We start from the raw sequence: 18,174 nt of genomic DNA, 5'->3' as shown, positions 1-18,174 counted from the left end.
GGCGTATTTAATTTTGCCAATAACAATAAGCGTGTGCAGGTCTGGCCAGACTTTAAAGCAAATCCGATTGTCGGAATTATTTTTTCAGACTTTTCACTATACGTTTCACATTCTAATTTATGATGGCTTTACGATCTCGCGTTGTTATTAAAGCGGCCAAGCCTGATCAAGGAAGCGGAACTCCTCAGGAACAGGGATGAGCAGTTGGATCCCAACTTACTACCTCTAAAAAATCGTCTTAGTTTCAACCTTTGAATCAAGGATAGTTCAATGAATAACCGAAATGTGTGGGTCGATTATGCCAAAGCCATTGGCATAATCCTGGTTGTCTATGGCCATGTGCTCCGCGGGCTTTTAAATGCCGGCATCATCAAGACCGATGTCGAGACGCACATGCTTGTGGACAGCATCATCTACAGCTTCCACATGCCGTTGTTCTTCTTCCTGTCTGGCCTGTTTTTCTTCAAATCGCTAACGAGTCGCGGCGGCAAGGGTGTATTCGTCAACAAGCTGGACACGGTTGTCTACCCTTTCCTTGTCTGGTCAATCCTGCAGGGCGTGATTGAAGCCTTTCTCTCTCGCTATACCAATGGCGATGTGACGCTGGGTGAGGTGTTCTCCCTCTTGTGGCGGCCCAGAGCGCAGTTCTGGTTCCTGTATGCGCTGTTCTTTGTATTTGTTTTGTCCATCGTGCTGTACGGCAGCAAATCGAAGAAGGTTTTCCTACCCATTTTCCTGCTATCCGCCGTGGCCTACGGGCTCCAGCAATACGCGCCGCGCCAGATGCTGGTCGACTTTCTGATCCAGAACTTCGTGTTTTTCGCCTTTGGCGTCTGGTTTACCAATATTGCTGCTGCCATCGAAGCGCAGCCAGGTCGCATAGCAGCCTTTACGCTTCTGGTTACAGCGGGACTGGAGTATCAGTTCCATATCATCTCGCATCACACTTATACCGACCGCGGATGGATGTCGCTGATGGTGGCGCTATCGGCCATTCTGCTGGTTACGAGCCTGTCCATGCTGCTGGCCCGTAAACCTGTTCAGTGGTTCATTACCATCGGCACGCTGTCCATGCCGATCTACCTCATGCATATCCTGGCCGGGAGCGGCGTACGCGTTATCCTGAGCAAGTTCCTGCATATCGATAACGTCTATCTGCATATTTTTGCAGCGTGCCTTGTTGGCATTGTCGTACCGATTATTGCTGCCAAAATCATGCTGAAACTCCATATGGACTATATGTTCCAGGCACCAAAGTTAAACTTCCTAAAAAAGCACCCAAAGCAGCCGAGTAACGATACACCCTCGGTTGCTTCCTAAAGCGTTAACTAAAAGCCCCGCTAATTATATTGGCGGGGCTTTTTTATTCTCCAAACACTTACTATTATCCAGCAGTATTAATTCCCTAAAACAAAAACAGTGAGTGGATAATTAATGCCTTCAGATCTGGATACTTTATTAAAAGAACTGGAAACCTTTGGGGAAGTTAACGATAGCCGTACGCATGAGCGGCCAAGTCGCATGCTGAACATCACACGTGATACGGGTGAGTTTCTTTATGTCATGGTTCAGGCTACCAATGCCAAGCGTGTCTTGGAAATCGGGACTTCTAATGGCTACTCCACTTTGTGGCTGGCAAAAGCGGCTCATACAGTGGGCGGAACCATTCGCACCGTGGAGCTTTCCGAAGCCAAAATCGAGCTGGCACGGCAGAACTTCAAGCGCTCCGGGCTCGAGGCGCTGATAACACAGCTTCACAGTGACGGCGGTGCCATCCTGGCTGCACAGGACAAGTACTCACTGGACCTTGTGTTTCTTGATTCCGAGCGCTGCCAATATTGTGGCTGGTGGCCTGACCTCAGAAGAGTCCTGCGCCCGGGCGGCCTTCTGATCGTGGACAATGCCTTGTCCCATGCCGATGAAATGGCGGCCTTCAAAGCTCTGGTTGAGAGCGATCCGGACTTTTCGACTTGCCTTGTGCCGGTAGGCAAAGGTGAGTTTCTGGCAACCCGTCGGCCATGAACCTGCCCTGCCGGGAGCACTGCGCTCCCGTGCAGAGGTTTACGCCGTCAGATTGTCCCTTTGCCAGATGAGTACGGTGTCGGCTGATGAGCCGATGTGCTTTGCTCGAGGGACGGAACCTCGAAAGTTACAGTACCCGGCGGGTTTGTGGCCGAGACACCGGAGTAATGCCCGGAGAGATTATGGGGCTCAATAGCCTCACCGTTGAAGCGTTGGGTTGCGATTGTATAGCGCTGACCGGAGCGCCCAAGACGCTGACTCCATGACTGACCCTGAGAAACCCCATCGCCAGTATCGGATTCTTTGGCTGTCTGCAGTAAGTCCCGGGTATCCATCACATCACCGCTCGTAGAGCCGACCGGGGTTTCAACAGAAGCATCGCGATCTGCTGCCAGGGCGGTGTAGCTTACGGTATTGATTACTGCAAACGCTGCCATTTTCTGAAAGAGATTCATAATGCTGTCCTCGCTGGCCATGAATGAGCAAGCAGGGTCAGAGTAGAAAAAGAGCCCTTAACAGCGTCTGAATTGCGGCTTAATACAGGCTGAACAAAGCCTGCATTAGCGAGAGAAGAGAACTGGCCAACGGTAAATGACCATTGGCCAGTCGGTCATCAGGCGTCCTGATGGTAACGGGTAACGCGCTCGACTTCTTCTTTGGAGCCGAGGAAGACGGCTACACGCTGATGCAGGCCTTCCGGTTGCACTTCCAGAATACGCTGGTAACCATTGGTGGCCGCACCGCCTGCTTGCTCGACCAGCATAGCCATCGGGTTGGCTTCGTACATCAGACGCAGCTTGCCGGGCTTTTCCGGTTCACGAGCATCACGTGGGTACATGAAGATACCGCCACGGGTGAGAATACGATGCACATCGGCCACCATGGAGGCAATCCAGCGCATGTTGTAATTTTTCTCCAGCGGGCCTTCCTTGCCAGCCAGCAGCTCGCTTACGTAACGCTGTACCGGCGGCTCCCAGTGACGCTGGTTGGACATGTTGATAGCGAACTCGGCAGTTGTCTCAGGAATGGAGATGTTTTCGTGTGTCAATACGAAGCTGCCCAGCTCACGGTCCAGGGTAAAGCCTTTGACGCCATCACCCAGGGTCAGAATGAACATGGTCTGAGGACCATAGATGGCATAGCCTGCAGCGACCTGCTCAGTGCCCTTTTGCATGAAGGCTTCTTCAGTGGTATCACCGTAGGTGGCACCCCCATGATCCTTACGCAGAACGGAGAAAATAGTGCCAACCGACACGTTAACGTCAATGTTGGAGGAGCCGTCCAAGGGATCGAACATCAGCAGATAAGCACCCTTGGGGTACTCACCGGGGATCTGGTGAACCTGGTCCATCTCTTCGGACGCCATGCCCGCCAGGGTGCCGCCCCACTCGTTGGCTTCAAGCAGGATTTCGTTGGACAGGACGTCCAGCTTCTTCTGAACTTCGCCCTGAACGTTTTCAGTGCCCATGCTGCCCAGTACGCCACCTAGCGCACCCTTGGATACCTCATAGCTGATTCGCTTGCAGGCACGGCCTACGACTTCGATCAGAAAACGCAGATCGGCTGGGGTTTTATGACTACGGGTCTGTTCGATCAGATAGCGGCTCAGCGTAATACGGGACATGTGAGGCTCCGGTAGAAAAGGTTCGCGCAGTGTAGCGCGGATGCTCAAGCTCCGTCTCAAGCGAAGCGGCCTACAAGCCCCCACCCAACGTTCTGATTGTTCGAGAGACAAGGTCTGCACGCCGCTAGGGACGCAGCAACTCCACGGCTATGCTAACACCGCGGCCGAGCGCTAGGCTTTCGGCGCTGGAGTAGACTGCATGACCGGCTTCCAGTTCAGGTCGTGCGCTATCTAGAATGAGCGACCAGTGATGGCCGTCACGAGATAGCGCTAACCGACACGTCTGAGGATGGTTAAGCGGCTGGAAACAGAGCCATAACCGCTCTGCCCTGAGGTGCCCGGCACCGTTCATGGGCGAGAGCACCAGTGCCAATGGCGCAGATTCAGGCCTATTCCAACCCGCCTCGTCCAGGGGTTCACCCTCTGCATCGAGCCATTGCACACTAACCCAGTCACCGTGAGCGGGGCGCCCGATGAAGTGCTCGGCTTGCAACGCCTTGTATTGACGACGCAGCGCAGCCAGCCGGGCGACAAAATTGATCTGGCGTTTGCCGGTTGGGCTGCTGGCAAGTGCCCAGTCCAACCATGACAGCGGATTATCCTGAACATAGGCATTGTTGTTGCCATGCTGAGTGCGACCGAATTCGTCGCCAGCCGTCAACATCGGCGTGCCACCTGCCAGCAGCAGCGTTGCCAGCAGGGCACGCTGATCAGCTGCACGCTGCTCATTGATGTGGGGATCGTCGGTCGGGCCCTCGGCACCGTTGTTCCAACTGTGATTGTCCTGAGTCCCGTCGCGATTTTCTTCGCCATTGGCTTCATTATGCTTATGTGCATAAGTCACAAGGTCTGCCAGCGTGAACCCATCATGAGCCGTCACAAAGTTGATGCTGGCGTCGATGTTCCGGCCGTGCCGGTCATACAGATCGGCGCTTCCTGACAATCGGGTCGCCAGTGCGCCACGCATGCCGTCGTCGCCCCGCCAGAACTTGCGAACATCGTCGCGAAAATCATCATTCCATTCAGCCCAAGGGCTGCGGAACTGCCCGACCTGATAGCCGCCCGGGCCAATATCCCAAGGCTCGGCGATCAGCTTGACCTGTTTTAGGATCGGATCTTGGGCAATGGCCAACATGAGTGGCGCGTCGACGCTAAAGCCGGTCTCAAGCCGTCCAAGTGCGGGCGCCAGATCGAAACGGAAACCGTCTACACCTGCCGCCTGCACCCAGTAGCGCAGCGAGTCCATTGTCAGCCTCAGCCCTGGCTCGCGTTGCAGCGCCAGGCAATTACCGCAACCTGCATCATTGATGTAAACCGAAGGATCATCCGGATGCAGCCGGTAATAGCCTCGGTTATCCAGTCCTCGCATACAAAAGGTCGGACCCAGCTCGTCACCTTCACCGGTGTGGTTGAACACCACATCAAGGATGACTTCGAACCCTGCCGCATGCAGCGCTGCCACGGTTTCACGTAACTCAATAATGGCGTCACGTCCTGCCAGACGGGGGTCGACAGCCATCATGGTGACGGGGTTATAGCCCCAATAATTGCCAAGCCCAAGCTTGGGCAAATGCCGATCATCCGCCCAGGCCCCAATAGGGAGCAGCTCCAGCGTAGTCACGCCAAGCTTTTGCAGATACTCGATCACGGCAGGCTGCCGAAGCCCGGCCAGTTTGCCACGCATGGTTTTAGGAACTTTGGGATGCTGCATGGTCATGCCACGCACATGCAGCTCATAGATGAGGCTTTGGCTACCCCTGTAACGCGGGCCTTCCAGCTCAAGCGGTGTTAGCGGTGCCTGAACAATGGCTTTGGGAACATGAGCCGCGCTGTCGCGATGGTCTGGGCGATCATGGTGGTCTGGATCGAAGCCATAGACACTGGGATGCAGCACGAACGGGCGGTCTACCGCTTTGGCGTAAGGATCGACCAGTAGCTTATGAGGGTTGAAGTAAAGTCCTTGAGAAGGCTGATAGGCGCCATAAGCCCGCAGCCCATAACGCTGCCCCGCCTTACCTCCCGGAAAATGCCCATGCCAGACACTGCCTGTCTTTTCGTGGAAAACGAGTCGATGGGTTTCATGCTCGCCCTTGGCATCGTACAGGCAGAGTTCTACCCGCTCGGCCTCTGGCGCCCACACGGCAAAGTTGATGCCATCGCCGACCAGTGTCGCGCCCAGTTCAGCAGGGTTTCCGATTTCGAGATGAGTCACGTGGCGGGGCACAGAAAATCTCCGTAAAGCAGAAAAAAGCCGGCACGCGAAAGGTGCCGGCTATTGAGACTTATAAGACTTGCCAGATATCCGTGGCGTATTCACGAATGGTTCGATCGGAGGAGAACCAACCCATACTGGCCGTGTTGAGTACCGCTGAGCGCCACCACTCGTCCGGCTGATTCCAACGCTCCTCGACTGCCACCTGAGCATCCCAGTAGGCATCAAAATCAGCACAGACCAGGAAGCGGTCGTGCCAGGTCAGCACGTCCAGCAGCCCGTTATAGCGAGAGGGATCATCCGGTGAGAACTGCCCGCTGCGAATGGCCGAAAGCACGGCCGACAGCCGTGGCGAGCTGTTGATGATGTCCGAAGAGTTGCCCCCCATGCGCTGGCGCTCTTCAACCTCGGCCGCCTTGAGGCCAAAGATGAACATATGTTCCTGACCGACAAACTCACTCATTTCAACGTTGGCGCCATCGAGCGTGCCAATGGTAAGTGCACCGTTCAGGCCAAATTTCATATTGCTGGTGCCTGACGCCTCGAGACCCGCTGTGGAAATCTGCTCGGAAAGGTCGGCCGCCGGGATAATGACTTCAGCCAGGCTCACATTGTAGTTAGGCAGGAACACCACCTTGAGCAGGTCACGAATGGACGGGTCATTATTAACCACCTTGGCCACGTCGTTGGCCAGCTTGATGATGAGCTTGGCCTGGTGATAGCTGGCAGCTGCCTTGCCCGCAAAAATCTTTACACGAGGCGTCCATTGCCCGTTGGGGTTGTCCTTGATGGCCTGATACAGCGCAATGGTCTGCAGCAGGTTCATCAGCTGCCGCTTGTATTCATGGATGCGCTTGATCTGCACATCGAAGATGGCGTCGGTACTGAGGGAGACGTCCAGCGTCTTTTTCACCAGCTCGGCAAAACTGTTCTTGTTATGCAACCGCTGGTGGGCAAAACGCTCTCGAAAATTGGCATCGTTGGCATAGGGCTTGAGCCGGGGGAGCGATTTTTCAGGATCGTGCTGGACATCCTCGCCCAATACATCCACCAGAAGATCGGTCAACGCAGGGTTGGCCTGATAGAGCCAGCGGCGGAAGGTAATGCCGTTAGTCTTGTTGTTGATTCGATCCGGGAAGAGCCGGTGCATGGAGCGGAAGACGGTCTTGCGCATCAGCTCGGTATGCAATCCGGACACACCGTTGACCTTGTGCGAACCAATAAAGGCCAGGTTGCCCATACGTACCCGACGGCCGTGGCTTTCATCGATCAGGGACACGTAAGACAGCATGGAGCCATCTGTCTCGCCCCGTGCACGGAGCGAGTCGAGGAACTGGGCATTGATCATGTAGATGATCTGCATGTGGCGCGGCAGGAGGCGCTCCATCAGATAGACCGACCAGGTTTCCAATGCTTCTGGCAGAAGGGTGTGGTTGGTATAGGACAGCGTATTGACGGTGGTGCTCCAGGCAGCGTCCCATGGCAGACCGTACACATCCACCAGCAAGCGCATCAACTCGGCTACGGCAATGGCCGGGTGAGTATCATTGAGCTGGATGGCCGCGTATTCGGGCAGGCTCATGATGTCGCCGTGCTGCTTGATATGGCGCCGGGTAAGATCCGCCAGCGAGGCGGCCACGAAGAAATACTCCTGCCGCAGGCGCAGCTCCTGCCCCGCCTCGGTGCTGTCGGCCGGATACAGCACCCGAGAGATGCTTTCAGCCCGGGCCTGATCCGCTACGGCCCCGACGTGGTCACCTGCGTTGAAAGTGTCCAGCTTGATGTTTTCCAGCGGGCGGGAGCGCCACAGGCGCAGCGTATTGGCCCCTTCCCCACCCCACCCCATGATGGGCGTGTCATAGGCAACCGCACGAACTTTCTCACCCGGCGTCCAGACCTGGCGCAAGGAGTTGCCTTCATAGGGCGTGACATGACCGCCGAACCCGATCTCGTACACGACCTCGGCACGCTCGAATTCCCACGGATTACCGAAATCAAGCCAGTTCTCCGGCTGCTCGTGCTGGAAGCCATCAGCGATGACTTGGCGGAACAGGCCGTGCTCGTAGCGAATACCATACCCATGGGAAGGAATACCCAGCGTCGCCATGCTTTCCATGAAGCATGCCGCCAGACGGCCCAGACCACCATTACCCAAGGCAGCGTCCGGCTCCAGTCCGCGGATACGCTCAAGGTCAACACCCAGGTCTGCCAGTGCGCGACGGGTTTCCTCCAGTATGCCCAGATTGGACAGGCTGTCGATCAGCAGGCGGCCAATGAGAAACTCCAGGGACAGGTAATAGACGCGCTTCTGGTTGGCCCGGTAAGCCTCACGCGTCCGACTCATCCAGCGATCGACGATATAGTCACGCGTCGCCAGGGCAGTCGCCATGAACCAGTCATGATCCAGGGCGTGCTCGGGGTCCTTGCCTACGTCATAGGTCAGCTTGGAAAGAATGTTTGAACGCAGAGCAGCAACTTCGTTGGGCGAGATAAAACGGGCTCTCGTCATCTAGTAACAACCTCGGCATAACGAACACTGATAGGCTGACCGGCAAGCGTGTCTGGAAGGTATTGGGAGACACATAGACCGGCCCATGATTAAGGGTGCATACCTGTCTTTGTAGGTCGAAACGGCAAATAGGTCCAAGGAATCGACGACTTTTTATGCGCCGACTCCCATTTCAGACCTCTTTATTACCACTGCCACGACACGCTGAGGCCTACAGACTGCTGGGCATCGTCTTCCCGGCTCTTGCGATAGGAATAGCTCGCACGCACTGCCACATCGTCGGTCAGCTGCTGGCTAACCCCTAGCGAAGCACGGTCCAACCGATCCGATGGCGTATAGCCCTGCAACGTATAGCTGAGTCCTGGCAGGTCAACCTGAGACATCGTAAGGTCCTGCGTACTGTCCTCGAATTCCTTTTCCCGAGCTACTTCTGCGAAAACCTGCGTTCTGGTGGTCAGCTCGAACTGCCCCTGCAGACCAGCGCCCAGGCGCCGCGAGCGGCGCTTTTGCTCGTCGATGTTCAGCGCCGTTGCTCGATCACTGTTTTCCGAATAACTGTCCACGGTAATTCGCGCGTAGTCGGCACTGATGAACGGCGACAGGTGCCAGGCGCTTTGTGGCTGGGCCAGATCAAAGCCCAGCCGCCCACTTGCCGCCCACAGATGACCGTTGGTATCGCCTTTTTCGCTACGCTCAGTCGGCCCCAGGGCGAAGGTACGCTTGAGATCGTGGTAATCCAGGTGTCCCCCGGTCAAGGCCAGGTCGGCCCACCAGTGATTCTGCTGATATTGCGCGAAGGCGGTAGCGAAATAACTGCGCAGGTCATAGCGAGAATCAGCAGCACCCACGTTCAGATCCTGCTTGTAAAACCCGGCGGCCACGCCCACACGCCAATAGTCATTCAGGCGGAAACTGCCTCCCAAGTCCAGGCTGTAGCCGTCGCCATCACCGCTCACGCTGCTGGACTGTCCATCAAAGTTCTGACGCAACCCGCCCGGCGATACGAAGGAATTCCATGTGCCTACTGGCTGCCAGTGATTGCGGTCACTCAGCCATTGCGAATACAGCTGTCCCTGATGGGCAGTCAGCGAACCGTAGGCCATTTCCGGCAGCAAGGTCAGCTCCCAGGGGGCCGCCAGAATTGAATAGGCATAGTCGGCGATCAGGCGCTGACCAGTAATCGTAGGATGCACACGGTCGTTGTAGAGCAACCGGGTCGGATCAGGGTTGGTGCTGTCGAGGCCGTAAACAGCGTTCTGCTGCGTGCAGTCATCGAAACAGGTAGCCGTCAGGTTCTGGTCGGCCGCCAGGCCGTAACGGGCAGGATCGGCCAACACTTCACTCAGAAGTCGTGGCACATTCAATGGAATGATTTGCGCATCAATGGTGGAAAGCTGTGACACCAGCTGATTGTTGAACACAGCACTGAGCTGGGACGCAGCCGCTTGCTGCGGGGTTCCGCTCAAGGCAGGCGTAAGGCCGATATCAGGCAGCAGCCAGACCATGATGTAGCGGGCACCGGCCTGCTGCAATGCGCTGGCACTGGCAGCCAGTTGATTGGCCGCTGTCTGGGCGGTTGCAGGCGATGTGACCACACCCTGCAGGAAGTCATTTCCCCCTCCCGTCAGGTAATACAATGCGTTGGAATCAAGGCCTTGGCCCTGATCCGCCAGATCGACCAGATAGCCATCCCGGCGGCGAAGCGTCAGACCATTGGTGGCTACAACAGAGCCATTCTCCTCGGTAATCGACGCGAGAATCTGGTCGGTTCGATAACCGCCTACCGCCCAGTTGTTGCCGTCGGGAAGTCCCAACACGGAATTGATAAGCGATGTGGATGGCCCAAGCTCCTGGCTGGAAAAGCCTAGCCGGCCGCCCAGCAGCATGACGCTGGTAGGCCCGACCGGCTCACCACTCCCCGGTTGGTACGTGGGCCCTACCCGATTGGTAAAGCGCAGCGAGGAGCCCAACGGGCCATTCAGGTCGGGAAATTGTCCCGAGTCGCTCAGGCTATCGCCAAAGACCACCAGATGACTGTAAGGGTTGGGAGCGGCATGGGCGGCGCTGGCGAAGGAAATCGCAGCGCACAGGGAGGCAAGAGCGATACGACGGACTGACATGGCTTATCCTTGATCTTGTGGGTCAGTTCTGCTGTTTGGCAAGCGACCACAGCCTAGACCAGGATTCCGCCCTGTGCAGCCCGTACGTTAACCGGCTGACTTACAAAAAGAGAAATAGCTCACGCACGTTCACTTATCGCTGGCATTTGCCGCAATAGACACTGGCGCGTTGCCCCAGCCGTATCTCACGTAGCCCTGAGCCGCAGTTCTTGCAGAACTCACCTGCCCGGCCATAGACAAACAGCTCCTGCTTGAAATAGCCCGGCTTGCCGTCGCCACCCACAAAATCCCGAAGGGTCGTGCCCCCGGACTCGATAGCCAGTGCCAGAATGCGCTTGATCTCCTGGGCTAACCGGTCGTAGCGCGCTCGGGAAATGCTGCCCGCCGCCCGACGCGGATCGATACCGGCCGCAAACAGGGCCTCCGTCGCGTAAATATTGCCAACGCCCACCACAACGGCGTTATCCATGATGAAGGGTTTTACCGCCATGGAGCGACCACGCGACATTTCGTAGAGACGCCGCCCGTCAAACGCCTCGGTCAGAGGCTCCGGCCCCAGCGACTTGAGCAGCACATGCTCCAGAGGCTCATGGGACCACAGCATGGCGCCAAAGCGGCGAGGGTCGGTATAGCGCAGCGACAATCCTGACTCGAGTTCGATATCCACATGCTCGTGCTTAACCGGCGGCGTCCCGACCGGCACCATTCGCAGGCTGCCGGACATGCCCAAATGAGCAATCAGCGTACCTGCCTCGGCACGAATCAACAGGTACTTGGCGCGCCGCTCGACCGCCTCGATCCTCTGGCCGGACAGGCGAACATCCAGGTCTTCCGGAATGGGCCAGCGCAGCCGGGCATCACGAATAATGACGCGGGATACACGCTGCCCTACCAGGTGTGGCGCTATTCCACGCCGGGTCGTTTCGACTTCAGGTAATTCAGGCATTCAGCCCTCGACAGAGAAACAATATGCTCTTAAAAATGGATGTGCCCAAGCCCCATTTCAAGGATGTTGTTCTTGAGCATATCGAAGTCATACTCGGACAGACCGATGTAATCCAAAACCTGATTACTGACCAGATTCCACTCGGCGTCCTGAGCCTGATTGCCCAGCACGCGATAACAGCCACAGATATGCTCGGCCATTTTCAGAATGGCCAACAGGTTTTTCATCGGCACACTGCTGGCGTCACCGTCGACAAAAATCCGGTGGGCATTGTGATGATTGGAAATGGCCTCGGCGACATGGGCTGGCAAACGCCATGAACGGGCCGTGTAATAACCGACGACCGCATGGTTGGTGTTGAAGTAATGGTTTTCCGTATCCACGACACGCCTTTCAGGCCCAACCCGCCCATAGGCCTCCTCCAGCACTTCCATATAATGAGGAAACCGCCCTAGCATCAGCGGTATGCCGCAGTTGTGAAAGAGCCCAAGAGCGTATGCCTCATCCGGAGCCTGATAGCCTGTCCGCTTGGCCAGTGTCAGGCAGGTTTCCGCCACATCCTGGGCGGTGTCCCAGAAGCGGTTTAGCGTCACGATCGTCTCATCACTCATCTCGCTCTTGATGGACTGCGCGTTGATGAGATTGACGACGGAATTGATCCCCAGCAGGTTGACGGCCCGCTGGATAGACGTAATCCGGTTGGCCAGCCCGAAACAGGGTGCATTGACGAGCTTGAGCAGCGCGCCTGCCAAGCCGGGGTCCTGGCTGATCAGCTGCGCAATCACCTTGAGACTGGGATCCGGGGCAAGCTGCTCAAGTTGTAGATCAACCATGACCTGCGGTTGAGGCGGGATGGTGATTCCCTGAAGCGCCTGGCGAATCTGCTCGGGTTGAAGCTCTAGCGACATGGATCAGATACCTGTGAATGACCTCACATTTTAGCCCACCCTACGCTCAGCAACCACTGATCACTGGAGGAACTTGCCTGCTTTCCCGGGTTCGACTCATACAGAAGCCGTGGAAACGCATCTCCACTTAATCCTAGATCACATAGCTTACGGAGGTTCCATGATGGCATCGTTAGAAGGCAAAAAAGTAGCAATCCTGGTAACTGACGGTTTCGAGCAGGCCGAGCTGACCGGTCCCAAGGAGGCCCTCGAGAAGGTAGGCGCCAAGACTCATATCATTTCTGCCAAGTCTGGCACCGTCCAGGGTTGGAACCACACCGACCCGGCGGACACATTCAATGTCGACCTGACGTTCGATGCTGCCAACATCGGCGACTATGACGCGGTGGTTTTACCAGGCGGCGTCGTCAATTCAGACACCATTCGCACCGATGAGCGTGCGCAGACTTTGGTCAAAGAGGCCAGCAGCAGCGGCAAGCCGATCGCCGTGATCTGCCATGGTGCCTGGCTGCTGATTTCCGCCGGTCTGGTGGATGGCAAGACCATGACTAGCTGGCCTTCGCTGACCGATGACCTGAAAAATGCCGGTGCCCAGTGGGTGGATAAGGAAGTCGTCGTGGACGGAAAACTGGTCAGCAGCCGCAAGCCTGATGACATTCCCGCGTTCAATCGCGAGCTGATCAACATGATCGCTGCCTGATCTCCAACCTGCCTGATCTATGGCCCGCGCTGTATCAGCCGGGCCATTTTTCATCCGTACGTCGCGTTTCTCTCTATCTTTTAGACTGATCTTCAAGCGTGAAGGCGCCGTGCCGCCCGGGCAGGTATACTTCGCCCCTTTTTCTTGGAGTCCCTCAAATGTCCTTGCCCAGCCTGCGACTGAAAGCCAATGCCGAGCGCCGTCTGCGCGCCGGGCACCTTTGGGTCTACAGTAACGAAATTGACGTGGCAGCCACTCCGCTGACCGCTTTCCAGGCCGGCGAACAAGCCGTTCTCGAAGCTGCTGGCGGCAAGCCGATCGGTATCGTTGCCCTGTCCCCACACAACCTGATCTGCGCCCGTCTGATCTCCCGCGATACCAAGCATGTACTGGACAAATCCCTGCTTGTTCATCGCCTGAAAGTCGCCCTGAGCCTGCGTGAGCGCCTGTTCGATAAACCGTTCTATCGCCTCGTCTACGGCGACTCGGACCTGTTGCCCGGCCTAGTGGTGGATCGCTTTGGCGATGTCATCGTGGCTCAGCTGGCATCGGCCACCATGGAGCGTCACAAGGATGATGTGCTGGCTGCACTGCTTCAGGTGCTCAAGCCAGCGGCCGTATTGTGGAAAAATGACTCCAGTGCTCGAGAAGCCGAGGGCCTGCCCCGCTATGTCGAGTCCGCCTACGGTGACGTACCGGAATGGGCTGCCCTGGAAGAAAACGGCGTGAAATTCGAAGCGCCTATCGTTGAGGGCCAGAAGACCGGCTGGTTCTATGACCATCGCATGAACCGTGCCCGCCTGGCATCTTATGTACAAGGCAAGCGCGTTCTGGACCTGTTCAGCTACATTGGTGGCTGGGGCGTGCAGGCCGCTGTATTCGGTGCCAGCGAAGTGATGTGCGTGGATGCCTCCGGCTTTGCCCTGGATGGTGTAGAGCGCAATGCGGCCTTGAACGGCGTTGCCGAAAAGATGGTCTGCGTAGAAGGCGACGTGTTCGAGGCCCTGAAGGAGCTGAAGGCTGCTGACGAGCGCTTCGACGTGATCGTGGCCGACCCGCCCGCCTTCATCAAGCGCAAGAAGGACGTGAAAAACGGCGAGGCCGCCTATCGTCGTCTCAACGAGCAGGCCATGCGCCTCTTGAACAAGGACGGCATTCTGGTCAGCGCCTCCTGCTCGATGCATCTTGTTGAAGAGAACCTGCAGGAAATCCTGCTCAGCAGTGCACGTCACCTGGATCGTCATATCCAGCTGATCGAGCGTGGTGCCCAGGGCCCTGATCATCCGGTCCACCTTGCCATCCCCGAGACCCGCTACATCAAGAGTCTGACCTGCCGTATCCTGCCCAGCTGATCCCACGCTCTGGCCGTCCGATCCTTACCGGACGGCCAGTCACCGATTCAGTCCGACCAGTGCCATCCACAACGGCACGGTTACGACAGCCAGAACGGTTGAAAGAAACACCGTTGAGCTGACGACACGGTTTTCCTCAGGCGTCCGGGCAAATGCCAACACGTTTACCCCGCTCGGGCAGGCGGCCATCAGCATCAGCACACTCCGTGCTGCACCGCTCAAGCTCGGCAGCCACAGGCATACCGTCCAGACCACGAAGGGAAAGACCAGCAGCTTTATTGCCGTCAACCCGACAACGGAAAGGCTCGGCCTTAGCCGGTAGCGTGAAAGGTTCACGCCTAGCACAATCAAGGCGCAAGGCAGACCGGCTTGTGCCAGCCAGGTCGCGATTTGCCATATCGGGCCCGGCAAAGTTAGCCCCGATACATTCACGGCAGCCCCCAGCAAAAGTCCGACGATCAACGGGTTTGCCAGACTCATCAGCAGCTCTGGGATGCTAACCTTTTCCGTGCCGCCAAAGGCCGTATAAAAGCTCTGCATGGCAAACAACGTCAGGCTATGCAGCGCCAGAATAGCGAACACATAGACGAGATTTTCCTCCCCCATCAAATTGACGACCAGAGGAATACCGATCAGGACATTGTTCGAATAACTGGCCGTCAATCCGAACGCCGTAGGCTCACGCCGGCGCCAATGCACAAACAGATTGACCAGTAGAAACACCAGCAGGACCGGGCCGAAATATCCGAGCAGCAGTAAAGGTGACAAACCATGGCGCAAGTCTGCCTTGGCAATTCCCGTGAGCAGCACAGCCGGCATGAACACCTTGAACGCCAGTTGGGTCAGCCCACCCATAGACTCTGGCGTCAACCACTGCCGCCACCCTAATACATAACCCAGCACAATCAGTCCGAATACGGGCATGATTGCGAGGACAACCACCATGTACGTCTACTCCTTGCCTTAACCATCGGGACGCCGGACTGAAGATTCAGACGCCATGAACATGCCTACCGATGCAAGCTAGGACAATCGCAGCGGATAGCTGAGCAGCAGAACATGCAGCACATTGACAGCCAAATGCAAGGCCACGGCCATACTCAGTCGCCGTCCACTCCGCTCGAATATCGCGCCGTACCCCAGAGCCGCCACGGCAGCAACCAAGGCAAAACCGGCACTGAATGGCCAGTGCGCCATGCCAAACAAGACTGCCGTTACCAACAGACCTGCCCAGAACCCAAACCGATCAATCAACCCGCGCTGCAGCAGGGCTCGAAACAGCAGCTCCTCCGCCAGTACCGCAACGCCCAGATTAAGAGAAAACCAGGTCCAGAACAGTGCTGGCCATTTGGGCTGGAAGGCCACTAATCCCATTCCTAACGCTAGGGCAGGCACTACGGCAAGAGTACCGACAGCAATCAGCACGCATGGCCTGACCTGCAGCATACGCCGCGTATCGTACGGAACCGCCTTGCCAAGCCACCAGGCCAGTAGCGTCACTCCCACCAGTGCCTTATCCCAGCTTAACCTTAGCCACACTGGCTCGGCGTCCGGGCTGTATTGCAGCGGCCCGCCGAGCACATGAGGAGAGAATCCCGGCGCGACATGAATGGCGAGCGCAACACTGGATGCCAATGCCCCAAACCACCATAGCCAGGACGGCAACCGCCCCTCGCTCAGCACCCAGCCGACATAAAGTGCTCCGGTCAACAACCCCGCTTCGTCAATATCGCCCAGCCCATAGCCCAGCGCCAGCAAAAGTCCGGGAAGCAACATTTGTAGATGAAACGGCATGGCTACTCCCAAACAGAAGATGACAACGTAACATCGTGCAGCATGCTAACCGAGCCTTTTGCCTGACCGAGCGGACAGGTTCGGCAAGTCGCGATAAACTGTGCGGCTGCTTCTGGATGGACCAGCACCATGACTATCGCTTTACCCGCACGTGCCTGTGGTATCGACTTTGGCACGTCGAACTCCACCGTCGGCTGGCTGCGGCCCGACTCGGATATCCTCATACCTTTAGAAGACGGCAAGGTGACGCTTCCCTCGGTCATTTTCTTCAATGTGGAAGAGCGCCGTCCCGTCTACGGCCGTCTGGCGCTTCATGAATACCTGGAAGGCTATGAAGGACGCCTCATGCGCTCGCTCAAGAGCCTGCTCGGCTCTAAGCTGCTCAAGAGCGAAACCAGCATCCTAGGCAGCGCCCTGCCCTTCAAGGACCTGCTTGGCCTGTTTCTCGGTACGCTGAAAAGCCGCGCCGAAGCCACGGCCGGACGTGAGTTCGACAGTGTAGTGTTGGGCCGACCTGTCTACTTTGTGGATGATGATGAAACCGCCGACCGCGAAGCCCAGGACACCTTGGTTGCCGTAGCGCAAAAGCTAGGCTTCAAGGACATTTCCTTTCAATTCGAGCCTATCGCGGCAGCATTCGACTACGAGCGAACACTGAATCAGGAAGAGCTGGTGCTGATCGTCGACATTGGCGGCGGTACGTCCGACTTTTCCCTGGTACGTCTGTCACCCGAGCGCCGGCAGCTGGCGGATCGCCAATCGGATATTCTCGCCACCGGCGGGGTACACATCGGTGGTACCGACTTTGACAAGCAGCTTAGCCTGCAGGGCGTCATGCCGCTTTTCGGCTATGGCAGCCTGATGAAAAGCCAGGCACTGATGCCTACCAGCCACTTCATCAACCTGGCGACCTGGCACACCATCAATACCGTATACAGTCAGAAGGCACAGCTTGCCCTCAAGGACATGCGCTACGACGCTCAGGACACGGCCGGGATGGATCGGCTGTTCAAGCTGATCGAGCAGCGCGCCGGGCACTGGCTCGCGATTCAGGTAGAAAACAGCAAGATAGAACTGACCCATGCCGATCGGTTGAACCTGGACCTGTCGCATATCGAGAAGGACCTGTCTGCTGAACTGACCCGCCCATTGTTCGAGGAGTCGATCGCTCAGCTACTGGCGCGTATTCAGGCAAGCGTCAATCAACTGCTGGCCTCGGCAGGCGTTTCCCATGAGCAGATCAATACGGTCTTTTATACCGGCGGCTCGAGTGGTATTCCGGCGCTGCGCCACAGCATTGACCAATTGCTGCCCCAGGCGCGCAAGGCAGAAGGCGATCAGTTCGGCAGCATTGGTAGCGGTCTTGCCATCGAGGCCTTCAAGCGCTACGGCTAGGCCATACAGCAACCTGACCTATCAAGGCAGTTGAACTCGACCAATCGAAACAGGCTCAACTGGAAATATTCCTCATGGGCCTGTCCGGGCGCGACGCCTCTATCTACAAGGAGACCACCATGCCGCTCAGTATCACCGAGCTTCCAGCGTTTACCGTCGTGGGCCTGGAGTACACGGGCGATGGCCAGGGCGGCAGCATTGCACAGCTCTGGCATGACGTTACGCATCGGCTAGCCGAGCTGCAATTGCCTAGCGCCCCGCAACAGTGGTTCGGTCTGACACTCAGTCCGCCCCCGGGTGTGCTGCGCTATCTGGCCGGTATAAAGGTCGACGAGAACACACCCGTACCGGAAGGCATGCTCGGTTACACGGTGCCTGCGCAGAAATATCTGCAGTTCACCCACATCGGAACGGCAGATACGCTCCCAGATACCTACGAGTATCTGTATGCCCGTGTCCTGCCTGAACGTGGCCTGGAACCGAAGAAAGCTGTCAGCTTCGAGCGATACGACGAGCACTTCAAGGGGCCGGATAACCCAGCCTCTGAAGTAAACCTGTACATCCCGATCTACTAGGGAAGTTCTGAAAAAGA

At 56.9% G+C, this 18,174-nt stretch carries 15 protein-coding genes; 6 read left to right on the top strand and 9 right to left on the bottom strand.

The genetic code is table 11. The features are described from left to right. Positions 1-270: 270 nt before the first annotated feature. Complete coding sequence (locus B3729_RS13815; RefSeq protein ID WP_286788170.1) at positions 271-1,320, top strand: acyltransferase family protein; 1,050 nt, start codon at positions 271-273, stop codon at positions 1,318-1,320. A gap of 114 nt (positions 1,321-1,434) precedes the next feature. After that, positions 1,435-2,022, top strand: a complete 588-nt coding sequence (locus B3729_RS13810; RefSeq protein WP_286788169.1) for an O-methyltransferase — start codon at positions 1,435-1,437, stop codon at positions 2,020-2,022. Positions 2,023-2,069: 47 nt separating this feature from the next. Here the strand turns inward: B3729_RS13810 and B3729_RS13805 are convergent, their stop codons facing one another. From B3729_RS13805 to B3729_RS13775, 7 genes are all read right to left on the bottom strand, one after another. Next, on the bottom strand, positions 2,070-2,477 hold the full coding sequence (locus tag B3729_RS13805; protein ID WP_286788168.1) for a hypothetical protein: 408 nt from the start codon (positions 2,475-2,477) through the stop codon (positions 2,070-2,072). A 158-nt stretch (positions 2,478-2,635) separates the two neighbouring features. Continuing rightward, positions 2,636-3,646, bottom strand: coding sequence for a class 1 fructose-bisphosphatase (locus B3729_RS13800; RefSeq protein WP_010795543.1), 1,011 nt, complete (start codon positions 3,644-3,646; stop codon positions 2,636-2,638). Between the two features lie 124 nt (positions 3,647-3,770). Continuing rightward, positions 3,771-5,870, bottom strand: coding sequence for a glycogen debranching protein GlgX (gene glgX, locus B3729_RS13795; RefSeq protein ID WP_286788167.1), 2,100 nt, complete (start codon positions 5,868-5,870; stop codon positions 3,771-3,773). A 58-nt stretch (positions 5,871-5,928) separates the two neighbouring features. Beyond that, positions 5,929-8,367 carry a glycogen/starch/alpha-glucan phosphorylase gene (locus B3729_RS13790; RefSeq protein ID WP_286788166.1) on the bottom strand — a complete coding sequence of 813 codons (2,439 nt, stop codon included), beginning with the start codon at positions 8,365-8,367 and terminating at the stop codon, positions 5,929-5,931. A gap of 185 nt (positions 8,368-8,552) precedes the next feature. Further along, positions 8,553-10,487 (bottom strand): esterase EstP, encoded by a 1,935-nt coding sequence (gene estP / locus B3729_RS13785; RefSeq protein ID WP_286788165.1) that lies wholly within the window; start codon positions 10,485-10,487, stop codon positions 8,553-8,555. Between the two features lie 133 nt (positions 10,488-10,620). Further along, positions 10,621-11,433 (bottom strand): bifunctional DNA-formamidopyrimidine glycosylase/DNA-(apurinic or apyrimidinic site) lyase, encoded by an 813-nt coding sequence (mutM, locus tag B3729_RS13780; protein ID WP_010795547.1) that lies wholly within the window; start codon positions 11,431-11,433, stop codon positions 10,621-10,623. 29 nt (positions 11,434-11,462) lie between these two features. Continuing rightward, positions 11,463-12,287 carry an HDOD domain-containing protein gene (locus B3729_RS13775; protein ID WP_371106371.1) on the bottom strand — a complete coding sequence of 275 codons (825 nt, stop codon included), beginning with the start codon at positions 12,285-12,287 and terminating at the stop codon, positions 11,463-11,465. A 214-nt stretch (positions 12,288-12,501) separates the two neighbouring features. On the opposite strand from B3729_RS13775, the gene B3729_RS13770 reads away from it, so the two are divergent. Further along, on the top strand, positions 12,502-13,041 hold the full coding sequence (locus B3729_RS13770; RefSeq protein WP_010795549.1) for a type 1 glutamine amidotransferase domain-containing protein: 540 nt from the start codon (positions 12,502-12,504) through the stop codon (positions 13,039-13,041). A gap of 158 nt (positions 13,042-13,199) precedes the next feature. Then, complete coding sequence (locus tag B3729_RS13765) at positions 13,200-14,393, top strand: class I SAM-dependent rRNA methyltransferase (RefSeq protein ID WP_286788164.1); 1,194 nt, start codon at positions 13,200-13,202, stop codon at positions 14,391-14,393. A gap of 39 nt (positions 14,394-14,432) precedes the next feature. Here the strand turns inward: B3729_RS13765 and B3729_RS13760 are convergent, their stop codons facing one another. Both B3729_RS13760 and B3729_RS13755 read right to left on the bottom strand, forming a co-directional pair. Further along, entirely contained in the window at positions 14,433-15,338 is a 906-nt protein-coding gene (locus B3729_RS13760) for an AEC family transporter (RefSeq protein WP_286788163.1), read from the bottom strand. Between the two features lie 78 nt (positions 15,339-15,416). After that, positions 15,417-16,187: a CPBP family intramembrane glutamic endopeptidase gene (locus B3729_RS13755; protein WP_286788162.1), complete on the bottom strand. Its 771-nt coding sequence runs from the start codon at positions 16,185-16,187 to the stop codon at positions 15,417-15,419. Positions 16,188-16,316: 129 nt separating this feature from the next. On the opposite strand from B3729_RS13755, the gene B3729_RS13750 reads away from it, so the two are divergent. Both B3729_RS13750 and B3729_RS13745 read left to right on the top strand, forming a co-directional pair. Next, complete coding sequence (locus tag B3729_RS13750) at positions 16,317-17,582, top strand: Hsp70 family protein (protein ID WP_286788161.1); 1,266 nt, start codon at positions 16,317-16,319, stop codon at positions 17,580-17,582. 119 nt (positions 17,583-17,701) lie between these two features. Continuing rightward, positions 17,702-18,157, top strand: coding sequence for a GyrI-like domain-containing protein (locus tag B3729_RS13745; RefSeq protein ID WP_167517210.1), 456 nt, complete (start codon positions 17,702-17,704; stop codon positions 18,155-18,157). Positions 18,158-18,174: the final 17 nt, after the last annotated feature.

The sequence above is a fragment of the Pseudomonas sp. UBA3149 genome, from assembly GCF_002364655.1.
Classification (GTDB): Bacteria; Pseudomonadota; Gammaproteobacteria; order Pseudomonadales; family Pseudomonadaceae; genus Chryseomonas; species Chryseomonas luteola.
Note: the sequence above shows the minus strand (reverse complement) of the source record. Positions and strands in the feature narration are given on the sequence as shown.

Bases quoted from the DNA above. Each gene is read 5' to 3' on its own strand.
- B3729_RS13815 (WP_286788170.1), top strand. From the start codon at position 271: ATGAATAACCGAAATGTGTGGGTCGATTATGCCAAAGCCATTGGCATA.
- B3729_RS13755 (WP_286788162.1), bottom strand. From the start codon at position 16,187: ATGCCGTTTCATCTACAAATGTTGCTTCCCGGACTTTTGCTGGCGCTG.
- B3729_RS13760 (WP_286788163.1), bottom strand. From the start codon at position 15,338: ATGGTGGTTGTCCTCGCAATCATGCCCGTATTCGGACTGATTGTGCTG.
- B3729_RS13810 (WP_286788169.1), top strand. From the start codon at position 1,435: ATGCCTTCAGATCTGGATACTTTATTAAAAGAACTGGAAACCTTTGGG.
- B3729_RS13745 (WP_167517210.1), top strand. From the start codon at position 17,702: ATGCCGCTCAGTATCACCGAGCTTCCAGCGTTTACCGTCGTGGGCCTG.
- B3729_RS13800 (WP_010795543.1), bottom strand. From the start codon at position 3,646: ATGTCCCGTATTACGCTGAGCCGCTATCTGATCGAACAGACCCGTAGT.
- B3729_RS13770 (WP_010795549.1), top strand. From the start codon at position 12,502: ATGATGGCATCGTTAGAAGGCAAAAAAGTAGCAATCCTGGTAACTGAC.
- B3729_RS13790 (WP_286788166.1), bottom strand. From the start codon at position 8,367: ATGACGAGAGCCCGTTTTATCTCGCCCAACGAAGTTGCTGCTCTGCGT.
- mutM (WP_010795547.1), bottom strand. From the start codon at position 11,433: ATGCCTGAATTACCTGAAGTCGAAACGACCCGGCGTGGAATAGCGCCA.
- B3729_RS13750 (WP_286788161.1), top strand. From the start codon at position 16,317: ATGACTATCGCTTTACCCGCACGTGCCTGTGGTATCGACTTTGGCACG.
- B3729_RS13765 (WP_286788164.1), top strand. From the start codon at position 13,200: ATGTCCTTGCCCAGCCTGCGACTGAAAGCCAATGCCGAGCGCCGTCTG.
- B3729_RS13805 (WP_286788168.1), bottom strand. From the start codon at position 2,477: ATGAATCTCTTTCAGAAAATGGCAGCGTTTGCAGTAATCAATACCGTA.
- estP (WP_286788165.1), bottom strand. From the start codon at position 10,487: ATGTCAGTCCGTCGTATCGCTCTTGCCTCCCTGTGCGCTGCGATTTCC.